Raw genomic sequence first — 19,006 nt, forward strand, 5'->3', positions numbered from 1 at the left:
ATGAACCGGCCCCCATGCTCACTGCGCTCGCAGCATGCCGCGTCGCATGCGCCCGCCGCCGGTTGCAACGGCGCGTGCGACAACGCGCCGTCGATCGAGACGTTCGCACCGGGCACCGGCCGGCGCAACCGCGCGAGCGCGGCGCAGCCGCCGATGCACGTCGTGCTGTTCGGCGCGGGGCACGTCGGTCATGCGCTGGTCACGCTGCTCGGCGCACTGCCGTGCGTCGTGCAGTGGGTCGACACGCGCGACGAGCTGTTCCCGGACGAATGTCCGCCGAACGTGCAGCCGGAATCGACCGACACGCCGGAGGCCGTTGTCGACGCGGCGCCGCCCGGCGCGTACTTTCTCGTGATGACGCACAATCATGCGCTCGATTTCTCGCTCGCCGCGCAGATCATGCGGCGGCGCGACTTCGCGTACTTCGGGATGATCGGTTCGCGCACCAAGCGCGTGAAGTTCGAGCGCCGGCTCGCGGCGCGCGGCGTCGATCCGGCGCGGCTCGCGGAGATGGTGTGCCCGATCGGCATCGCGGGCATCGTCGACAAGGCGCCCGGCGCGATCGCGGTGGCCGTCTGCGCGGAACTGCTGCAGGCCCGCTCGGGCATGCCGGTGGCCGATGCGAAGGCGGCCGCGGCGGGGCGCGTGCGCGACGACGTGAGCTGCGCGCGGTGACGACGCGGGCCGGCACGCCCGACGCACGTCCGCCGGTTTTTGCCTACACTGCACGGATCGCGCGGCATCGGGCCGCGCGTCTTTTCGTGCAGGCACCATGTCCGATCCCCAGGTCTATCTCGACGCACTCGATGCAAGCGTCGTCGACATCGAGCGCTGGCTGTCCGGCACCGATACTTCACCCGCGGCGCTCGAGGCGCTGATTGCACCTTTTTCCGCCGATTTCACGATGATCATGACCGACGGCCACGCGCTCGACCGCGACGGCACGCGTGCACTGTTCGCGAGGCTCGGCGGCGCGAAGCCGGGGCTGCGCATCGCGCTGTCGGACATCCGCGTGCTCGCGGCCGACGCATCGCATGCGGTGCTCACCTATCTCGAAGCGCAGCATGCGGCATCGGGCGAACTGCCCGCGCGTCGCGCGACCGCCGTGTTCGCGCGCGACGCGGCAGGCATCGTGCGCTGGACGCATCTGCAGGAAACCTTCTGCACGGCCTGAGCGGCGGGGCTGCGTCGTCGCGCGCAGGCCGTGCCGCGCGGTGTCACCGCTTGCGGCCGCGTGCGGCAGTCAGCTCGTCGGACACGCTCTGCATCAGCGCGCACAGCCACGCGATGTCGGTCGGGCGATCGGGGTGCGGGTGCGTGAGCAGGTAGCTCTTGATGCGCGGGAACGGCACGGGCGGCGTGACGACGACGAGCGGCAGCAGTTGCGCATAGTGCGTCGCGAAGCGGCGCGTCGTCGTGAAGATCAGGTCCGACTGCAGCAGCACCTGCGGCACGATCCCGAAATACGGCAGCGTCGTCACGATCCGCCGCGTGAGGCGCGCGCGTGCGAGGCCGATCTCGATCGCGTTTCGCTTGTCGCCGGTGTAGGGCGTCGGCGCGACGTGCGCGGCCGACGCGTACGCTTCGCGCGTCAGCGGTGCACGGGCGAGCGGATGCGCATCGCGCATCAGGCACACGATCGTGTCGGAGAACAGGTCCTGGCGCGCGAACCGCGGGTCGGGCTTCGGCCAGTTGCCGATCACGAGATCGAGCGCGCCCGATTCGAGCGCCTCCGCATGATCGAGCGCGGGATTCAGCGAGTCGATTTCCAGATGTGCATGCGGCGCCGCGTCGCGAAAGCGTTCGATCAGCGTCGGCATGAAGAAATCGTTCAGGTAGTCGGGCGCGGCGACGCGGAACGTGCGCCGCGCCGACGACGGGTCGAAGTCGCCGTGCGGCGTCGCGATGAAGTCGACCTCGCGCAGCGCGCGCGACGCCGCGCCGAGCAGCGACGCGCCGTACTCGGTCGGCACCATCCCGGACTTGCCGCGCACGAGAATCGGGTCGTTCAGCGTCTCGCGCAGCTTGCGCAGCGCGGTGCTGATCGCGGGCTGGGTCTGGTTCAGCCGCAGTGCGGTCTGCGTGACGCTGCGCTCGAGCAGCAGCGTGCGCAATACGCGCACGAGCCAGATATCGAGCGAGGCGGTACGGTCGTCGTCTTCCATTGGTGCGCGGTGATTCGGGAGAAGCGTAACCTTACCGCAGCCACGTGTCGCGGTGCGTGATACCGGCCATCACGCGCGCCCCTTCGGCAGCGTGCTGATCCGCTTGACCTCGCGCGATTCGAGCCAGTTCGGCGTGCGCGCGCAGTACAGCACCATTGGCAGCGCGTCCTCGCCCCAGAACAGCTGCTGGTTCATCCAGAACGTCGGCACGCCGAACACGCCGAGCGCGATCGCGTCGTCGGTGTTGCGGCGCAACTGCGCGCTCGTTTCCTCGAATTCGATCAACTCGTCACCGTGCCCGACGCCGACGCGCTCGCACAGCGCGGCGAACCCGTCCGGCGTCGACGGATCGTTGCCGTCGTGCCAGATGAAGCGGAACATTTCGAGCACGGTCGCGATGTCGGCGCGCAGCGCGATCGCGAGGCGCAGCACCTTGTCGGTGTCGAACGGATGCGCGGGCGGCATCTTGAAGCGGATGCCGAGCTGTTCGGCGCGAAACAGCGCATGGCGGTACGTGAACATGCGCTTGGCCGGCACGTCGGCGCTCGGGCGCTGTCCCCAGTGGCGCTGCAGGTCGGGCAGCGACACGGCGACGGGGTCGAACGGCACGTCCGGCCACTTGTCGTGCTGTTCGAGCAGCAGGTAGGAGAACGGCGACACGAAGTCGAAGAACCAGGCGGGTTGGGCAGTGTCGAGGCCGGTTGTCATGGCGATCTCCAGAGAATGGGGCGTGTGCGCCTCGCGGCGGCCTTCATGTTAAGCGGCGGCGCGCGGATGCAGCCGCGCGTATGCAGCAATGATCGTGGATCGGCCGCTCATGCGGAACCGGGAGTCGCCCGAGGGGGCTCGCCGGCCGGCGACGCGGCCGCGCCGCCGCGCGCCGCCGCGAGGCCGCCGGCGCCGGGTGTGCCCGACGTGCCGGACGCGGCGTCGTGGTCGTGCGCGGTGAGCCGCTCGCGCACGAAGCCGATGTGCTCGCGCAGCACGTAGAACTGCCCCGCATACGCGAGCGGCATCTTCATCCGGTTCACGGCTTCCTCGATGTCGTCGAGCTCGTCGAGCAGATGGACGCGCTCCTCGGCCGTATGCTCGCCGAGCGCGCGGCGCTCGAGCGCGATCAGCGCGCCGTACCAGCGGTAGATACGCGAACGTACGCGCCAGCCATACAGCGACGGCACCAGCCGCAGCCCGGGGATCAGCACGACGATCAGCGGCACCACCACGACCAGCAGCCGGTCGACGAGACTCGCGACCCAGAACGGCAGCCGCCGGTACAGGAAGGTCTTGCCCGACTTGTAATAGCGCGCCGCGTCGTCGGACAGCGGGAAGCCGCGCGTGACGGCCGACGGGAATTCGCCCGCGTGCTGCAGGATTGTCGCGTGGCCGTGCACCTCGCGCGCGGCCTCGATCAGCAGGTCGGACAACGCGGGGTGCAGCGAGTCGCGCGCGACCAGCTCGATCGTCGGCGCGACCGTATGGATGTCGGCGGGCGGCAGGTTGCGGCCGAGATCGTAGACGCCCATCGGCAGCGTGATCGCGGTCAGGTACGGGAAGCGCCGCGCGTACGCCTCGGCCTGCGTGAACGAGTACACGTGCACGCCGGGCGCGCGGAACAGTTTCGCCATGACCGGGATCTGCGTCGAGTCGCCGGACAGGAATGCGGCGTCGATCCTGCCGTCGAGCAGCGCGGTTGCCGCGTCCTCGCCGGCCGTCGGCAGCAGCTCGGTGGAGCCGCCCGGCACGATGCCGTTCATCTTCAGCAGCGCGAGGCTCAATTCGCGCGCGCCGCTGCCTTCGGCGCCGAGCGCGAGCCGCTTGCCCTTGAAGTCGGACAGGCGCGCGACCACCGGGCCGCGGTACATGATCGCGAGCGGCACGTAGCCGATGCTGCCGAGCGATACCAGGTGCTCGTCGCGCTCCTTCGGGCCGATGCCGCTCTGCACGAAGCCGACGTCGACCGGCGCGTTCGGGTTCGACAGCCGCTCGAGGTTCTGCGCGGATCCTTCGGATGACTGGACGTCGAGCGTGACGCCGTTCTTCGCGAGGATCGCCTTGTATTTCTGCGCGGCGTTCCAGTAGGTGCTGCCGGGCGGACCGGACGAAATCACGAGCGTGGACGGCGGCGCCGGCTGGATCAGCTTGACCGCGAGCCAGACCGCCGCGACCGCGAGCAGCACGGTGGGGCCGATCGACAGCGCGAGGTCGCGCCACGACACCGCGACGAAGCGGGCGAGGATGCGGCGGGGCGGGCGAGGGCTGGCTGGCTTCATGGAGTCGACGGATGACACGGGCGTGACGCGTCGGTGACGCGCGTCACGGACGATGTACGCGATGCAGGTTCTGGCGGCGATGGTACCCGGTTTCGCCCGGCATGCGCGAGTCCGGCCCCGTGGCGCGGCCGCGGACTCGGGCGCGCGAGCCCGCGGCCGCCGGGTGGTCGCGCGTCAAAAGCTTTGCGCTTCGGCGGGCGCTGGATTACATTGTGCGTCGCAGCCGCGACCGATTCGCGCGCGACCCGGCACGCAATGAGACCGGGCGCGTCCGGCCGGCGGCTGTCCGGCCCGGCCGGCCCGCATTCGCGTGCGCCGGTCGCCGGCCCGCGTCGCCTCTCTCGCATCGCCGTGGAAATCATCGGCCGTCCCGCCCGTTCGCGCGCGGGCCGGCTGCCTTTGGGGGTATCCGGCCGTACTGTGCGCGGCCGTTCCGAAGTCATAAGGAGATAGCATGAAGTCGATCGTGTTGAGAGCGTTGGGTGTTGCGGCCGTGGCTGCCTGTCTGTCGGGCAGCGTATATGCGCAGTCGAGCGATGCGGCGGCAACCGAGGCGCCGGCTGCGGCAGCGAGCTCGCCGAAGGCCGCGGCCAAGACCGCGAAGAAGGCGAACCGCAAGCTCGGCTACGCGGTGCGCAAGGCAATTACGAAGGCAGGCGGCATCGACGTGGCGAACCTCGTCGTGCGCTCGAAGGGCGGCGCGATCTCGCTGGAGGGCACGGTGCCCGACCAGGCACAGATCGACAAGGCGGAAGAGGCAGCGAAGAGCGTGCAGGGCGTGACGTCGGTCACGAACAAGCTGACGGTCCAGCAGCAATGATGCCGGGCGGCGGCGCGCCAGCGCCGCGCGCCCGCTTGCGGCGGGCCCCGGCGTACCGGGGCCCGTTTGCGCTTTAGAATGCCTTGGGCCTGCCGCTTTGCGCCAGGCCCCCCCGAACGGGTATCCCCAAGGGACTTCCTTCGGGACGGAAAGCGCTGGACGGCCCCGCGTTCTTCAGAGGCCGTGAGCCGCGCACGACGCAGCGGCGGACCGATAACGATATCGAGAGGGCGGCAATGACGACGCACGGGTGGGGCAGTCGGATTCTCTTGGGCGCGGCGCTGGTCGCGGTCGCGATGCTCGGTGCCTGCAACGGTGACGATTCGGGCGAGCGCAACCGGTTGCCGGGTTTCGTGTCCGGCAGCGTGCGCACGACCGCCTATGACGGCACGAGCGACGATCTGCTGACGGCCGGCCTCGGCAAGACCGGGCTCGCCGCCGCCAGCGCGCCCGCGTTCGCGAATCCGTCCCGGCCGACGAGCGCCGAGCTGCGCCGGGTCGCGATCTGGTCGAACTACCGCGCGCTCGTCGACATGAGCGTCAATGGCGGCTACGGCCGTTTCTGGGGGCCGAACGTCGATCTCGACGGCAACGACACGCTCGGCGAAGGCAAGATCCCCGGCACCGAATATCTCGCGTATTCCGACGACGGCAGCGGCCGCAAGAACGTGACGCTGCTCGTGCAGGTGCCCGCGGGTTTCGATCCCGCGCAGCCGTGCATCGTCACGGCGACGTCGTCCGGTTCGCGCGGCGTGTACGGCGCGATTTCGGCGGCCGGCGAGTGGGGCCTCAAGCGCGGCTGCGCGGTCGCATACAACGACAAGGGCGGCGGCAACGGCGCGCACGAACTCGGCTCCGACACGATCACGCTGATTGACGGCACGCTCGCCGACGCCGTGCTCGCCGGCAACGCCAGTCTCTTTACCGCCAACGTGACGAGCGGCGACCTGGCCGCCTTCAACAGCCGCTTCCCGAACCGCTACGCGTTCAAGCACGCGCATTCGCAGCAGAATCCCGAACAGGACTGGGGGCATGTGACGCTGCAGTCGGTCGAATTCGCGTACTGGGCACTCAACGAGCAGTTCGGGCCGCTGCTCGACAGCTCGCATCACGGCGTGCGCTACCGCCCGGGCGACATCACGACGATCGCCGCGTCCGTCAGCAACGGCGGCGGCGCGGCGCTCGCGGCGGCCGAGCAGGACACGCGTCGCTGGATCACCGCGGTCGTGGTCGGCGAGCCGCAGGTCAACGTGCGGATGGCGCCGAACGCGGTCGTGCGCGAGGGCGGCCAGCCGGTGCCGTCGTTCGGCCGGCCGCTGGCCGACTACGCGACGCTCGCGAACCTGCTGGAGCCGTGCGCGGCCGCATCGGCGTCGCTCGCGGGCGCGCCGTACCTGAGCGCGCTGCCGGCCGCCACCACGCAGTCGATCCGCACGCAGCGCTGCGCGACGCTCGCCGCGGCGGGGCTCGTGTCGGGTGCCGATACACAAAGCCAGGCCGCCGACGCGCTCGCGCAACTGCATGCGGCCGGCTATCTCGCCGATTCCGACCTGCTGCAGGCGCCGATGTGGGATTCGCAGGCGATTCCTGCGATCGCGGTCACCTATGCGAACGCGTACACGCGCTCGCGCGTGACCGACAACCTGTGCAATTTCAGCTTCGCGACCACCAGCGCGGCGACGGGCGCGGTCGCGCCGCCCGCTACGTCGCCGATGCCGGCCGTGTTCGGTCTCGGCAACGGCGTCCCGCCGACCGCCGGCGTCAGTCTCGTGTTCAACACCGGCGCGGGTGTCGACCACCGGCTCGCGACGCCCGACGCGAGTTTCGCGGGCGCGCTGTGCCTGCGGCAGCTGTGGACCAACGGGATGCTCGACATGCCGGCGAACGTCGACGCAGTGCGCGTGAACGCGAACCTGCAGGGCAAGCCCGCGATCATCGTGCAGGGCCGCAGCGACGCGCTCGTGCCCGTGAATCATGCGTCGCGCGCATACGTCGCGCAGAACGGCATCAGCGAAGGCGGCCGCAGCCAGCTCGTGTTCTACGAGGTGACGAACGGACAGCACTTCGATGCGTTCCTGCCCGTCGCGGGCTTCGACACGCGCTTCGTGCCGGTCCACTACTACAATCTGCAGGCGCTGAACCTGATGTGGCGGCACCTGAAGAGCGGTGCCGCGCTGCCGCCGTCGCAGGTGATCCGCACGGTGCCGCGCGGCGGCACGCCGGGCGCCGCGCCGGCGCTGACGAGCGCGAACCTGCCGCCGATCTCGGCGTCCCCCGGCGCGAACACGATCACGACCGGCGCTGGCGCGATCGACGTGCCGCTCTGACGGCGCCGCCGCGCCGCGATACGGAAGCCGGACACTCGTCCGGCTTTTTTATTTTCGGCACCTGGAATCGGTCCCGCACTGGCCTTTTTCGGAATGGCACGCGCTGTAACAAATTATTACTTTACGACGTAAAACCCGGAATCTATTATGCGCCGATATTTTCACTTAATTTAATAAATTACCGTAAAGACAATATTCCTTTCCGTATAGTTAATCGATCCTTTCGATTTTATTAAATCGGCTCGAGCTGCGATTCGTCGCCGCTTTGCGATTGATCGGCATTTCGCCGAGGGGGTCGTTCGTCTCTTGGAGGCGAAGGCGCCTTTTCTGGTGGGCTTCGCGGGGAATGCTTTTGCTTGCTGTTTCTGGCGCATGCGGATGACGGGGCGGAATTCGCATTGCCGGGCATTATTGAATCGTCGTTTGCAATGGAATTGATTCCATTGTGCGGTCGAGGAATATGGGTGGGGTAAATCGTGCCGGTCGGTATTCGCCGATCCGGTAAAAAACTCGGAGTGCATCGCAAAACGAATGCGCTCCCGGTGCGGAGCGCCGGCGCAAATGATCCTTTGCGACCGGCGGTATTTATCGTTCTGTTCGAGAGGCAATAATGACGACACTGAAGTCCTTGAAAGACGGTTTCGCGCTATTTGGAACGACACTGAGCGTGCCGCTCGCCGCAGCCGCGGCCGCGGCGCTGCTCGTCACGGGGTGCGGCGGCGACGACGGGTCCGGCCCGACCGCCGCCACCGCGGCGGCCGCGACGACGTCGAACGGCAGCACGGCGGCCACCGCCAATGCAACGGCCGCCGTCCCGGCCGACCAGCCGTACGTCGACAACGACGTATACGGCACCGGGCCGAACGACGCGGTCACGGATTCGACCGAAGGGGCCGCGGTCGTGCACCGCCAGGTCACGATTGGCGGCAAGACAGTCCATTACACGGCCACCACGGGCCACCTGACCACGATCGATCCGATCACGTCGGCGCCGAACGCGAAGATGTTCTACGTCGCGTACACGCAGGACAACCCGGACCCGTCGAAGCCGCGCCCGGTCACGTTCTTCTACAACGGCGGCCCCGGCTCGTCGTCGGTCTACCTGCTGCTCGGCTCGTACGGGCCGAAGCGCCTGCAGTCGTCGTTCCCGAACTTCACGCCGCCGGCCCCGTACAAGCTGCTCGACAACCCGGACAGCCTGCTCGACCGCACCGACCTCGTGTTCATCAACCCGGTCGGCACCGGCTACTCGGCGGCGATCGCCCCGGCGAAGAACAAGGACTTCTGGGGCACTGATCAGGACGCGCACTCGATCGACCGCTTCATCCAGCGCTACCTGACCAAGTACTCGCGCTGGAACTCGCCGAAGTTCCTGTATGGCGAGTCGTACGGCACGGCGCGCAGCGCGGTCGTATCGTGGGTGCTGCACGAGGACGGCATCGACCTGAACGGGATCACGCTGCAATCGTCGATTCTCGACTACGCGAACGCGCTGTCCGCGCCGGGCACCTTCCCGACGCTCGCGGCCGACGCGTTCTACTGGAAGAAGACGACGCTCAACCCGACGCCGACCGATCTCGACGCGTACATGGTGCAGGCCCGCAACTATGCGGACAACACGCTCGCGCCGCTCGCGCAGAAGCCGAATCCGCAGGACGGCGGCTTCGTGAACGTGCGCCTGAACCTGAACCTGCAGACCGCGCAGCAGATGGGCTCGTACATCGGCACGGATCCGACGTCGCTGATCCAGACGTTCGGCAACCCGGCCGCGCTAGGCAACGTGCCGTCGTCGGACGACAACCCGCCGTACACGTTCTTCCTGACGCTCGTGCCGGGCACGCAGATCGGCCAGTACGACGGTCGCGCGAACTTCACGGGCAAGGGCATCGCGCCGTACATCCTGCCGAACTCGGGCAGCAACGATCCGTCGATCACGAACGTCGGCGGCGCGTACACGGTGCTGTGGAACAGCTACATCAACACCGACCTCAAGTACACGTCGACGTCGTCGTTCGTGGACCTGAACGACCAGGTGTTCAACAACTGGGACTTCAGCCACACGGACCCGACCGGCGCGAACAAGGGCGGCGGCAATACGCTGTACACGGCCGGCGACCTGGCGGCGACGATGAGCGTGAACCCGGACCTGAAGGTGCTGTCGGCGAACGGTTATTTCGATGCGGTCACGCCGTTCCACCAGACCGAGCTGACGCTCGCGCAGATGGCGCTCGATCCGACGCTCAAGGCGCAGAACCTGACGATCAAGAACTACCCGTCGGGCCACATGATCTACCTGAACGACGCGTCGCGGACCGCGCTGAAGGGCGATCTCGCCAACTTCTACGACGGCATCCTCGCGAATCGCACCGCACTGCAGCGCGTGCTGAAGCTGCAGGCGCGCACGCAGCAGCTCAAGCAGCAACAGTTGAAGCAGCAGGGGCAGTAAGCATCGCGTTGCGGCCCGCACGGTCCGGCCTTGCGCCGGGCGGTGCGGGTTCGCGAGGCCCCGGATGGACGACAGCCCGATCGGCGCAGGCCGGTCGGGCTGTTTTTTCAGTGCATGGCGATGCCGGCGGCTGAAGGAGGCGCCCGGCGGCGCCTACGCGAGCACGAGCCGCACGCCGACCGCGACGAGCGTCGCGGCGAGCAGGTTGCGCAGCAGCCGCTCGGGCGCGCGCGCCGACAGCAGGCTGCCGATAACGATGCCGGGCAGCGAGCCGAGCAGCAGCGACAGCAGCATCGACCAGTCGACCGAGCCGAGCAGCCAGTGGCCCATGCCCGCGACGAGCGTGAGCGGCACCGCGTGCGCGATGTCGGAGCCGACGATGCGCGTGGTCGCGAGCGTCGGGTACAGCAGCAGCAGCACGGTGACGCCGATCGCGCCGGCGCCGACCGACGTCATCGACACGAGCACGCCGAGCACGGCGCCCGTCAGCACGGTCGACCACAGCGTGCGCGCAGGGCTCGGCGCGAGCGGGTTGCGCGCGGCGAACGCGGTCAATTGCGGACGGAAGATCAGCGCAAGCGACGTGAGCAGCAGCGCGATGCCGAGCACGAGCTGGATCATGCGCGCGGTGCCCGGCGTGTTCATCCCGTGCGTGTGCAGCCACCACAGCGTGAGCGCCGCGGCCGGGACGCTGCCGGCCGCGAGCCGGCCCGTGATACGCCAGTCGATCGACCCCTTCAGGCCGTGGACGAGCGTGCCGGTCGCCTTGGTCGCGGCCGCGTACAGCAGGTCGGTGCCGACCGCTGTCGCCGGGTGGACGCCGAACAGCAGCACGAGGATCGGTGTCATCAGCGAACCGCCGCCGACGCCCGTCAGGCCGACGAGGATGCCGACGAACAGGCCGGACAGGGAGTACAGCAGATCGATATGGGGAAGCGACATCGGAAGCAGGCGGTTATGCGGCGTTCGGCGGCGGCGCGCGGCCACTGCGCGCGCGTCAAAGTCCGCCATTGTCGCAAATGTGGCGGGTGGATGTACGACTGCGTTAAAAATCGGCCGCGAAGGCCCGTGCGGCGGGCGGCTGGCGGGGCGTGAAACGGGCGTTCGATCGACGGCGGGGCCGATTACGCGATCGGCCCGAAAGGTATGACGAATCGGGAATGCGCGCCGCGCCCCGGCGCGCGCAAAAAAGGGCGCGACAGTGCGCGTCCCGGTGCGATGCCGGCGACCGGCGCCGCCTGCCGACGGTCAGTGCATCGCGGGGCCGACGCCTTCGACGCCGTTCTGCGGCCGGATGCGCAGCGCAAGGCCGATCAGCGCGGCGGCGGCGGCGAACGCCGCACCGAACGCGAAGGCCGCGTGGTAGCCGCCGTTCAGCGCGTCGAGCGGCGCGGCGTGCGCGGCCGCGAGCGCATCGGTGCGGGCGGCCGCAAGGCTCGCGAGCACGGCGAGGCCGAGTGCGCCGCCCATCATGAATGCGGTGTTGACGATGCCTGACGCGAGCCCCGAATCGGCCGGGTCGACGTCGCTCATCGCGGCGAGCAGCACCGGATTGAACGCGACGCCGGCGCCGATGCCGAGCAGCGTCATGCCCGGCAGCACGTGCCAGACGAAGCTGCCGTCCGCCGGCGCGCGCGAGAACAGCGCGAGGCCGCAGGCCGCGACGAGCAGGCCGGCCGCGATCGGGCCGCGGATGCCGAAGCGCATCACGATCCGCGCCGACAGCCCGAGCGAGAACGCGGCCATGATCAGGTTCGCCGGCAGGAACGCGAGCCCGACCTGCAGCGGCCCGTAGCCGAGCACGCGCTGCATGTAGAGCGCGGACAGGAAAAACCACGCGAACATGGCCGCCGCCCACAGCACGCCGATCACGTTCGCGAGCGCGACGTTGCGCGCGGCGAACAGCGTGAGCGGCATCAGCGGATGCGCGACGCGCGCCTCGATCGCGATGAACAGCGCGAGCAGCACGACGGCCGCGCCGATCAGCACGACGGTCTGCGTCGACAGCCAGCCGGCCTCGTTGCCGCCGACGATCCCGTAGACCGCGAGCATCAGCGACGCGGTCACGGTGATCGCGCCCGCGACGTCGAGCCGCGCGGCGCCGGCCGGCGCGCGCATGCGCGGCAGCAGCGCGACGCACATCGCATAGACCGCGATGCCGATCGGCAGGTTGACGAGGAAGATCCAGTGCCACGACAGCGTGCTCGTCAAGAGCCCGCCGAGCAGCACGCCGATGCTGCCGCCGCCCGCGCAGACGAAGCCGTAGACGCCCATCGCGCGCGCCCGTTCGCCCGGTTCGGTGAAGAGGTTCATGATCAGCGACAGCGACACGGCCGACACGATCGCGCCGCCGAAGCCCTGCACCGCGCGCGCGGCGATCAGCATCGTCTGCGACTGCGCGAGGCCGCAGGCGAGCGACGCGAGCGTGAACACGACGAGGCCGGCGAGGAACATGCGCCGCTGGCCGTACAGGTCGCCGAGCCGGCCGCCGAGCAGCAGGCAGCCGCCGAACGTCAACAGGTATGCGTTGACGACCCACACGAGGGCCGTCTCGGTGAAATGGAGGTCGGTGCTGATCGACGGCAGCGCAACGTTGACGATCGTGCTGTCGAGCACGATCATCAGCACGCCGAGGCAGAGGACGATCAGCGCGTACCAGCGCTTCTCGCCGTGGATCCCGTGGGTCATGGGCTGGCCGCCTTCTCTCTGATAGTTATTTGAAAGGCTGCATTGTAGACGTCATTCGCGCGCGCTTCCTGCCGGTTTATGGCAGGAGCGACGCGTAGCGGCGGTGCGCGGCGCCGGGAGGTTATCCGCGCGGCGGCAGTTCGCAGCCGTCGGGGCCGCATGCGGCGGCGTCGCCGGCGAATTCGACGATGGCGCTATCGCGCCACGCCTGCTCGAGTGCCTGCGTGAACACGTCGGTCGGCTGCGCGCCCGATACCGCGTAACGGCCGCCGAACACGAACAGCGGCACGCCGCGTCCGCCGATCTGCGCCGCGTGCGCGATGTCGGCCTCGACTTCGTCACGGTATGCGTCGCTGCGCAGCACGGCTTCGACGGCCGAGCGCTCGAGCCCCGCTTCGACCGCGAAGTCGATCAGCGCCGCGTGGTCGAACAGCGAGCCGTGCTCGCAGAAATACGCGCGGTACAGCCGCTCGGTCAGTGCATGCGCACGGCCGGTCGTTTCCGCGAGCTTCACGAGCCGGTGACCGTCGAGCGTGTCGCCGACGAACGTGCCGGGCAGGTCGTAGCGGAGCCCGACACTCGCGGCCGCATCGGTCGCCTGGCGCAGCATCTGGTCGACCTGCGCGGGCGACATCCGGTACTTGCCGGCGAGCATCGCCTCGACCGGTTCGACCGGCTGGCCCGGCATCAGCCGGTACGCGCGCAGCGCGACGTCGACGTGCTCGGCGTGCGCAAACGCGGCGAGCGCCTCGTCGAAGCGGCGCTTGCCGATCCAGCACCATGGGCAGATCAGGTCGGACCAGATTTCGACGGTCAGGGTCGGGCGGGCAGTCGGGGCAGGGGTGGTCGTCATGGGCGGTCCGGGACGGCAAATAAATGTAACCGGGACTATATCATTTTATGCTTCGGTGCTCCGTCGGCGTCTCGCCCGGGTGGAACGGGCCGGCCCGGACGCTTCACGAAGCATAGACACGCATGGTGTGTACCGGTAGCGATTGTCGATGGCGATGACGGCATGCCCGGCGCCGCCGCTCGCCGCACGCGCTGCTTACGCGTCGCCCTGCGTTTCCTTCAGATGCTTCAGGTGCTTGTAGACGGTCGCGCGCCCCATCCCGAGCACGTTCGCGACGTAGTTCGCGGCGCTCTTGCCACGGAACGCGCCTTCCGCGTACAGCGCTTCGACGAGTTCGCGCCGGTGTTCGCGCGTGAGCCCGTTCAAGCCGACCTGCCGCTCGCGCAGCCAGCCGTGCAGGAACGTGTTGATACGCTCCTGCCAGTCGTCGCGGAACAGCTCGTCCGGTTGCGCGACGATGCCCGCGCCCTTGATGAAGACGTCGAGCGTCGCGCGGACGTCGTCGAACACCGCGATGTTGAAGTTGATGCACATCATCCCGGCCGGGCGGCCTTCGTCGTCGAACAGCACGTTGCTCACGCAACGCATCCGCCGGCCGTCCCAGTTCAGCTTTTCGTACGGACCGATCACACGCTCGCGCGCCGAATGATCGATTTCCTCGAGCGCGGAGTCGTCGCCGACCTCGCGCTTCGACAGGTTGTTCGCGAGATACAGTACGGTCTGGTCGTGCAGGTCGTGGATCACGACTTCCGCATATGGGAAGAACAGCGCCGCGATGCCGTCGGCGATCGGTGCATAGCGGGTGAGCAGCAGGTCTTTGACGGGGGATTGCTTCTTGCGCATCGGAATCGCCATCTCGGGTGAGCGGGGGCCGGGCGGTGCGTCGGCACGGCGCGCCGGCGTGCCGTCGACCGGCTGGTCCGTGCGCCCGCGCGCTGCCGCCGCGGCGGTTGCGCCATTGTATCGGCCCCGCGCGCGCGTGCTGCTCATGCGCGCGTCAGATGCGTGTACAGCGCGTGCGCGATCGCGATGTCCTCGAGCCCAAGGCCGATCGAGCGGAAGAACGCATGACGCGTGCGCGACGGCGCCGCGCACGTGCCGGCGACGAGCGCGGGCAGGTCGCCGACGATCCGCTCGGGCGTCCAGCCGTGCCCGGCCGCCGCGATCTGCATCTCGCCCGCGCTCGCGGGCGTCGTGTGCCGGTAGTCGCAGTACACGTCCATGTCGGGCAACCACGCGGGCGGGATCTCGTGCGCGCGCGCGACGTTGGTGCTGATCGACGTGACGAGCGCGGGGCGCGTGAGAATGCCGTCCGCGAGCACCGGCGTGCCCGACGACGTGCACAGCATCACGACGTCCGCGTCGCGCACGCACGCCTCGACGCTGGCGGCCGCACGGGCCCGCGGATCGATCCGCGCAAGCGTCGCCTGTAGCGTCGGGTCGCCGGCGAGCGCGGGCGAATGGACGCTGATCGATGCCCAGTCGCGCAACGCCGCGGTGTGGCGCAGATGCGCGAGGCCGACCGCGCCCGTGCCGATCACGGCGAGCCGGCGCGCGTCGCGCGGTGCGAGGCAGTCGACCGCGAGCGCCGTCGTGCCGGCCGTGCGCTCGACCGTCAGCAGCCCCGCGTCGCACCACATCAGCGGCTGGCCGGTGCGCATCGACATCAGCGCCGTCCATGCGGTGACGATCGGTTTCCCGTCGGGTTTGCCGCCCGTCACGACGTACGGAGACAGCTTCGCGCCGAACACCTGCTCGTCGGCGAGCGCGCCGAGATACGTGATGAAATCGCCGGCCTGCTCGGGGAACAGCGTGAGGGTCTGCGGCGGCTGCACCGCGCGGGCCGACGCGAGCGACGCGAACATGCGGCGCAGCGTGCCGAGCACGTCGAGCGACGGCAGCGCCGCGCGCACCGCGGCTTCGTCGACGACCAGCGGCAGGGTCGGGGCGGGTTGCGTCATGGGACTTCTCCGGTCGGGGGCCGGACAGGACAGTCTCGAAATAGCGTGTCCGGCGGTGTTCGTGGTGGACTAAAAGTCTAATATAGACAATAGAATTCTGGCGAGTTTTTCTTTTTCGGACCGGGTTGCGCTATGCGTAACGGTAAAAACGACGCTAAATCAATGGCGTGGAGCGCGGGCGGTGGCGATTCGATCACTGCATCGCGCTTGCGATTATCGTATCCCCTATAGTCTATAGTAGACTAAGAGTCTATATTTTGCGTGCGGACCGGCGTGCCGTCGCACGATGACCGGTCTTCATCGCCTCAATCCGGAATCGAAGGACATCCGTCATGAACTGGAAGCTTTCCCTCTGCGCCGTCGCGGCGCTTGCGTGCGCGGCCGTCTCGGCCCACGCGGAACAGACCACGCTGCGCTTCGGGATCGAAGCAGCGTATCCGCCGTTCGAGAGCAAGACGCCGGCCGGCCAGCTGCAGGGCTTCGACGTCGACATCGGCAACGCGGTGTGCGCGAAGCTGAACATGAAGTGCGTGTGGGTCGAGAATGCGTTCGACGGGCTGATCCCGGCGCTGCAGGCGCGCAAGTTCGACGCGATCAATTCGGCGATGAACATCACCGCGAAGCGCAAGCAGAGCATCGACTTCACGCCGGCGATCTACGTGGTGCCGATCGTGATGGTCGCGCACCGCGGCTCGCCGCTGCGGCCCGATGCCGCCAGCCTGCGCGGCAAGCACGTCGGCGTGCTGCAGGGCTCGTCGCAGGAGGATTTCCTCAAGGCGCACTGGGCGAATGGGGGCGTGGCAGTCGTGTCGTATCAGGACCAGGACCAGATCTATGCCGATCTCGTCGCCGGACGTCTCGACGCGGCCGTGCAGGAAGCGCAGACCGCGCAGGAAGGTTTTCTCGACAAGCCGGCCGGCCGCGACTACCAGATCGTCGGCGACGCGCTGAAGGATCCCGCGACGCTCGGCGAAGGCACCGGCTTCGGGATGCGCAAGGGCGACAAGGCGCTGCAGGCGAAGATCGTCGGCGCGCTCGACGCGCTGAAGAAGGACGGCACGCTGAGTGCGCTGTCGCAGAAGTACTTCAAGCGCGACATCGTCGCGAAGTAAGCCTGGCCGCGCGCCGGCCGCGGTGCCGGCGCGCGTCGCACCGAATCTCGACGCAGTACGGGGAAGCATGGATTTCGACGTCATCGTTCTGGGGGCCGGCATCGTCGGCGTGTCGTCGGCGCTGCATCTGCAGGATCGCGGGCTGCGCGTCGCGCTCGTCGACCGGCGCGCGCCCGGCGAGGAAACGAGCCACGGCAATGCCGGGCTGATCGAGCGCTCGTCGGTCGTGCCGTACGCGTTCCCGCGCCGGCTCGGCACGCTGCTGCGCTACGCACGCAACCGCTCGGTCGATCTCTATTGGGACTACAAGGCATTGCCCGCGTATGCGGGCTGGCTCGCGCGCTTCTGGCGCGAATCGTCGCCGCAGCGGCTCGCGGCCGCCGCGCGCGACATGCTGCCGCTCGTCGCGGCGAGCGTCGTCGAGCACGACGCGCTGCTCGCGCGCACCGACGCGCAACCGCTCGTGCATGACGGCGGGTGGATCGAGGCGTTCCGTTCACCGGCGCTGTTCGACGCGGAAACGCGTGCGCAGCAGCGGGTGGCCGCCGCGCACGGGTTGCGGATGAGCGTCCTCGACGCGCGCGCGTTGCGCGAACGCGAGCCCGGCATCGGCGACGCATTCTGCGGCGCATTCCACTGGCAGGACCCGAAGACCGTGTCGAGCCCCGGGGGCCTGACGAAAGCGTACGCGCGGCTGTTCGAGCGTGACGGCGGCACGTTCGTGCGCGGCGACGCGGCGACGCTCGCGCAGGTGGACGACGGCTGGCGGGTCAATACCGAGCATGGGCCGATCGCGGCCCGCTCGGCCGTGGTCGCGCTCGGGCCGTGGTCCGATCACGTGTTCGCGCCGCTCGGCTACCGGATTCCGCTGCGCGCCAAGCGCGGCTATCACATGCATTACCGGCCGACCCGCGCGCCGCTGAACGTGCCCGTGTGCGATACCGAGGAGGGGTTCGTCGTCGCACCGATGGAGGGCGGCCGCCTCCGGCTCACGACCGGCGTCGAGATCGCGTTGCGCGGCGCGCCGCCGACCGGCGTGCAGCTTGCGCGCGCCGAGCCGCTGGCGCGCGACGCGTTCGGCATCGGCGAGCGGCTCGATCCGGCACCGTGGCTCGGGATGCGGCCGTGCACGCCCGACATGCGGCCGGTGATCGGGCCTGCGCCGCGCCATCGTCATCTTTGGTTCGCGTTCGGCCATTGCCACCACGGGCTGACGCTCGGCCCCGCGACCGGGCGTCTGCTCGCCGAGATGATGACGGGCGACCCGACCTACATCGATCCCCATCCGTACCGACCCGCGCGCTTCGGCTGAGCGCGTTTCGATACGACGGCCGCCGCAGTGCGGCCGTCACATTTTTTCATTTGGTTATCCGTATTATCCGCAGTCGCGCAGATGGAAATGATCTGCGTAATTGATCGGAAAGAAATCACGAAATAAGAAAAACGGTAAACAAGTAATTTATTAATGCATTTTCATGAAAATGAAATGCGGAGCAGGCGATCTGCCAGGGCAATCCGGCGGCGCTTTCACAACGGACGTCCCGATGTGGCACGGAATGTACCGGAACACGTTACTTCGGGCCTCGCAAACGTTACGTTACATCCGTGCGCCGGACGTCTCATTCGTCAGATTATTGTGGCCGTGCGACCCATTTATTTTCCCGGAAATCCATATAAAACCGTTATTGGCCCGCAATAGGCCAACGAATCAATCCGTTTTATCCGGGTGGCACACTTCGTGCAATCCGTCCCCATGCTTTATCAACGTAGTGCCAACCGAGATGGGGTAAAGATGGGACAAAAGATTGAATTGACGGGTGTGGCGCTGTCGGTCGCGACGGTGTTCGGGGTACTGGCTTCCGGTTCGGCTATCGCGGGGACGCTCGATGCGCTGCCGCTTCCGCAGGTAATCGTGAATCCGCCGACGAACAGCGTCTCGATCGGGCTGGCCGCGACCGGCACGTCACCGCTGGGTTCGATCACCGTGGCGGCGGGCGGGTCGGGCGCGATTCAGACGTCGCTGGGCGATCCGGCGCAGGCGTTGTCTGGCGCGGTGAACGCGCTGCAAGGCGCGCTCGGCGGCGCTGGCGGCACGGTGACGCCGCTCGCGCCGGTTCAAGGCGTGGTGAACCAGGTGACGGGGGCGCTCGCCGGCGGCAATCCGGCCGGCGCGCTGGGCACGGCGACGGGGACGTTGAGCAATGCGGTTGGTACGGTCACGGGTGCACTGGGTAACGTGGGCGGCGGTGCGAATCCGCTGGCGCCGGTTCAGGGTGTCGTCAATCAAGTGACGGGGGCGCTCGGTGGCGGCAATCCGGCAGGTGCGTTGACCGGTGCGCTGGGCACGGTCACGGGTGCACTGGG

The 19,006-nt window shown here is 68.6% G+C and carries 15 protein-coding genes and 1 pseudogene; 8 read left to right on the forward strand and 8 right to left on the reverse strand.

The annotated features are described in order from the left end of the window. Together xdhC and DIE11_RS33165 are read left to right on the forward strand one after the other, a co-directional pair. Positions 1-675, forward strand: coding sequence for a xanthine dehydrogenase accessory protein XdhC (gene xdhC / locus DIE11_RS33160; RefSeq protein ID WP_124629559.1), 675 nt, complete (start codon positions 1-3; stop codon positions 673-675). A 97-nt stretch (positions 676-772) separates the two neighbouring features. Continuing rightward, a complete protein-coding gene (locus DIE11_RS33165) occupies positions 773-1,174 on the forward strand; it encodes a nuclear transport factor 2 family protein (RefSeq protein WP_124629560.1) in 402 nt (133 codons plus the stop codon). Positions 1,175-1,217: 43 nt separating this feature from the next. Here DIE11_RS33165 and DIE11_RS33170 read toward each other — a convergent pair whose 3' ends face one another. The 3 genes from DIE11_RS33170 to DIE11_RS33180 form a co-directional block, all read right to left on the reverse strand. Then, positions 1,218-2,165: a LysR family transcriptional regulator gene (locus DIE11_RS33170; protein WP_059604519.1), complete on the reverse strand. Its 948-nt coding sequence runs from the start codon at positions 2,163-2,165 to the stop codon at positions 1,218-1,220. A 69-nt stretch (positions 2,166-2,234) separates the two neighbouring features. Further along, positions 2,235-2,873 (reverse strand): 2-hydroxychromene-2-carboxylate isomerase, encoded by a 639-nt coding sequence (locus DIE11_RS33175; RefSeq protein ID WP_059604522.1) that lies wholly within the window; start codon positions 2,871-2,873, stop codon positions 2,235-2,237. Between the two features lie 107 nt (positions 2,874-2,980). Then, positions 2,981-4,435, reverse strand: coding sequence for a TAXI family TRAP transporter solute-binding subunit (locus DIE11_RS33180; RefSeq protein ID WP_124629561.1), 1,455 nt, complete (start codon positions 4,433-4,435; stop codon positions 2,981-2,983). Between the two features lie 454 nt (positions 4,436-4,889). Here DIE11_RS33180 and DIE11_RS33185 point away from each other — a divergent pair, with 454 nt between their 5' ends. From DIE11_RS33185 to DIE11_RS33200, 3 genes are all read left to right on the forward strand, one after another. Continuing rightward, entirely contained in the window at positions 4,890-5,255 is a 366-nt protein-coding gene (locus tag DIE11_RS33185) for a BON domain-containing protein (RefSeq protein WP_124629562.1), read from the forward strand. Between the two features lie 236 nt (positions 5,256-5,491). Further along, positions 5,492-7,582 (forward strand): D-(-)-3-hydroxybutyrate oligomer hydrolase, encoded by a 2,091-nt coding sequence (locus tag DIE11_RS33190; protein ID WP_124629563.1) that lies wholly within the window; start codon positions 5,492-5,494, stop codon positions 7,580-7,582. Between the two features lie 610 nt (positions 7,583-8,192). Beyond that, the gene (locus DIE11_RS33200; protein WP_124629564.1) at positions 8,193-10,028 is read left to right on the forward strand and encodes a S10 family peptidase; all 1,836 of its coding nucleotides are present in this window, start codon (positions 8,193-8,195) and stop codon (positions 10,026-10,028) included. 153 nt (positions 10,029-10,181) lie between these two features. Here the strand turns inward: DIE11_RS33200 and DIE11_RS33205 are convergent, their stop codons facing one another. The 5 genes from DIE11_RS33205 to DIE11_RS33225 all read right to left on the reverse strand — a co-directional run bounded on the left by DIE11_RS33205 (position 10,182) and on the right by DIE11_RS33225 (position 15,530). Further along, positions 10,182-10,970, reverse strand: coding sequence for a sulfite exporter TauE/SafE family protein (locus DIE11_RS33205; RefSeq protein WP_124629565.1), 789 nt, complete (start codon positions 10,968-10,970; stop codon positions 10,182-10,184). Positions 10,971-11,276: 306 nt separating this feature from the next. After that, entirely contained in the window at positions 11,277-12,716 is a 1,440-nt protein-coding gene (locus DIE11_RS33210) for a DHA2 family efflux MFS transporter permease subunit (RefSeq protein ID WP_124629566.1), read from the reverse strand. A gap of 121 nt (positions 12,717-12,837) precedes the next feature. Beyond that, positions 12,838-13,569 (reverse strand): DsbA family oxidoreductase, encoded by a 732-nt coding sequence (locus DIE11_RS33215; protein WP_124629567.1) that lies wholly within the window; start codon positions 13,567-13,569, stop codon positions 12,838-12,840. A 195-nt stretch (positions 13,570-13,764) separates the two neighbouring features. Continuing rightward, the gene (locus DIE11_RS33220; protein WP_059604541.1) at positions 13,765-14,559 is read right to left on the reverse strand and encodes a transcriptional regulator; all 795 of its coding nucleotides are present in this window, start codon (positions 14,557-14,559) and stop codon (positions 13,765-13,767) included. Continuing rightward, positions 14,556-15,530: an ornithine cyclodeaminase family protein gene (locus DIE11_RS33225; RefSeq protein WP_124629568.1), complete on the reverse strand. Its 975-nt coding sequence runs from the start codon at positions 15,528-15,530 to the stop codon at positions 14,556-14,558. Before DIE11_RS33225 ends, DIE11_RS33220 begins: the two co-directional genes overlap by 4 nt. Before the next feature lie 332 nt (positions 15,531-15,862). Between DIE11_RS33225 and DIE11_RS33230 the strand changes: the two genes are divergently transcribed. The 3 genes and pseudogenes from DIE11_RS33230 to DIE11_RS33245 form a co-directional block, all read left to right on the forward strand. Beyond that, a complete protein-coding gene (locus DIE11_RS33230) occupies positions 15,863-16,642 on the forward strand; it encodes an ABC transporter substrate-binding protein (RefSeq protein WP_124629569.1) in 780 nt (259 codons plus the stop codon). Positions 16,643-16,709: 67 nt separating this feature from the next. Continuing rightward, a complete protein-coding gene (locus tag DIE11_RS33235) occupies positions 16,710-17,954 on the forward strand; it encodes an FAD-binding oxidoreductase (protein ID WP_124629570.1) in 1,245 nt (414 codons plus the stop codon). Between the two features lie 480 nt (positions 17,955-18,434). Then, a pseudogene (locus DIE11_RS33245) lies at positions 18,435-19,006 on the forward strand (hypothetical protein); the annotation flags it as partial.

The organism is Burkholderia sp. Bp9012, assembly GCF_003853825.1.
Taxonomy (GTDB): Bacteria; Pseudomonadota; Gammaproteobacteria; order Burkholderiales; family Burkholderiaceae; genus Burkholderia; species Burkholderia diffusa.

What these genes read in the sequence shown, in the direction of transcription:
- xdhC (WP_124629559.1), top strand. Translation starts at nt 1, where the DNA reads ATGAACCGGCCCCCATGCTCACTGCGCTCGCAGCATGCCGCGTCGCAT.
- DIE11_RS33165 (WP_124629560.1), top strand. Translation starts at nt 773, where the DNA reads ATGTCCGATCCCCAGGTCTATCTCGACGCACTCGATGCAAGCGTCGTC.
- DIE11_RS33170 (WP_059604519.1), bottom strand. Translation starts at nt 2,165, where the DNA reads ATGGAAGACGACGACCGTACCGCCTCGCTCGATATCTGGCTCGTGCGC.
- DIE11_RS33175 (WP_059604522.1), bottom strand. Translation starts at nt 2,873, where the DNA reads ATGACAACCGGCCTCGACACTGCCCAACCCGCCTGGTTCTTCGACTTC.
- DIE11_RS33180 (WP_124629561.1), bottom strand. Translation starts at nt 4,435, where the DNA reads ATGAAGCCAGCCAGCCCTCGCCCGCCCCGCCGCATCCTCGCCCGCTTC.
- DIE11_RS33185 (WP_124629562.1), top strand. Translation starts at nt 4,890, where the DNA reads ATGAAGTCGATCGTGTTGAGAGCGTTGGGTGTTGCGGCCGTGGCTGCC.
- DIE11_RS33190 (WP_124629563.1), top strand. Translation starts at nt 5,492, where the DNA reads ATGACGACGCACGGGTGGGGCAGTCGGATTCTCTTGGGCGCGGCGCTG.
- DIE11_RS33200 (WP_124629564.1), top strand. Translation starts at nt 8,193, where the DNA reads ATGACGACACTGAAGTCCTTGAAAGACGGTTTCGCGCTATTTGGAACG.
- DIE11_RS33205 (WP_124629565.1), bottom strand. Translation starts at nt 10,970, where the DNA reads ATGTCGCTTCCCCATATCGATCTGCTGTACTCCCTGTCCGGCCTGTTC.
- DIE11_RS33210 (WP_124629566.1), bottom strand. Translation starts at nt 12,716, where the DNA reads ATGACCCACGGGATCCACGGCGAGAAGCGCTGGTACGCGCTGATCGTC.
- DIE11_RS33215 (WP_124629567.1), bottom strand. Translation starts at nt 13,569, where the DNA reads ATGACGACCACCCCTGCCCCGACTGCCCGCCCGACCCTGACCGTCGAA.
- DIE11_RS33220 (WP_059604541.1), bottom strand. Translation starts at nt 14,559, where the DNA reads ATGAGCAGCACGCGCGCGCGGGGCCGATACAATGGCGCAACCGCCGCG.
- DIE11_RS33225 (WP_124629568.1), bottom strand. Translation starts at nt 15,530, where the DNA reads ATGACGCAACCCGCCCCGACCCTGCCGCTGGTCGTCGACGAAGCCGCG.
- DIE11_RS33230 (WP_124629569.1), top strand. Translation starts at nt 15,863, where the DNA reads ATGAACTGGAAGCTTTCCCTCTGCGCCGTCGCGGCGCTTGCGTGCGCG.
- DIE11_RS33235 (WP_124629570.1), top strand. Translation starts at nt 16,710, where the DNA reads ATGGATTTCGACGTCATCGTTCTGGGGGCCGGCATCGTCGGCGTGTCG.